Origin of the sequence: Xanthomarina maritima, from assembly GCF_008084905.1 — a bacterium.
In the GTDB taxonomy this organism is placed as follows: Bacteria; Bacteroidota; Bacteroidia; order Flavobacteriales; family Flavobacteriaceae; genus Xanthomarina; species Xanthomarina maritima.
Map to the genome: position 1 here is coordinate 1 of NZ_VSFC01000011.1, position 612 is coordinate 612.

General features: G+C 30.9%; 1 protein-coding gene. It reads left to right on the forward strand.

Annotation, left to right across the window (positions count from 1 at the left end; translation table 11 throughout):
• A partial coding sequence (locus FVF61_RS14125) for a hypothetical protein (protein ID WP_158635169.1) occupies nt 1-581 on the forward strand: 581 nt, incomplete at its 5' end.
• Between the last annotated feature and the right edge of the window lie 31 nt (nt 582-612).

The following is a 612-nucleotide window of genomic DNA, read 5'->3' on the forward strand; positions in this document are numbered from 1 at the left end:
TTGAAACGAATATTTTAAGTGAAATTCTAGTAAACCTTGAAAAGGATGTCATTAACCTTAACTCAAAGATTACGTATAATAATGATAAAACCAAACTCAACAGAGACGTGTTGGAGCATTTAGAACAGAGAACACCCTTAACTGATTCATTGAAATGGTCTTATGCTAGAATAATTGGAAGAGGTAACTTTGAACCAATAACTGTCGCTTATGAAAATCTAAAATCTAAAGGAATAGACATCATTCATAATGATTCGCTCAGAATTGCTATTTCTGAATTGTATGATTTCAAATATTTCTACTTAACTGAAGATTTAAGGTCCGATTATGAGCATGTGAAATCATTGCATGAGACTGAAGCATATAAGAATATCAAGACGATATTTAGAGGTGATTTAGCCCAACGATGGGCAGAACCCGTAAACCTTGCAGAAATACAGAATAACATCTATTTTCAAGAAGTATTAAAACAAGCTATTGGTTTTTATTCTTATATGAATAGTACTTATAAAAGAGGAATAAAAGAGAATATGGCAGTACAGGAGCAAATTAAAAATGAATTAAAACAAAGAGAAAAATAACGAAAGCACAACAATGGCTATAAGTAATTGC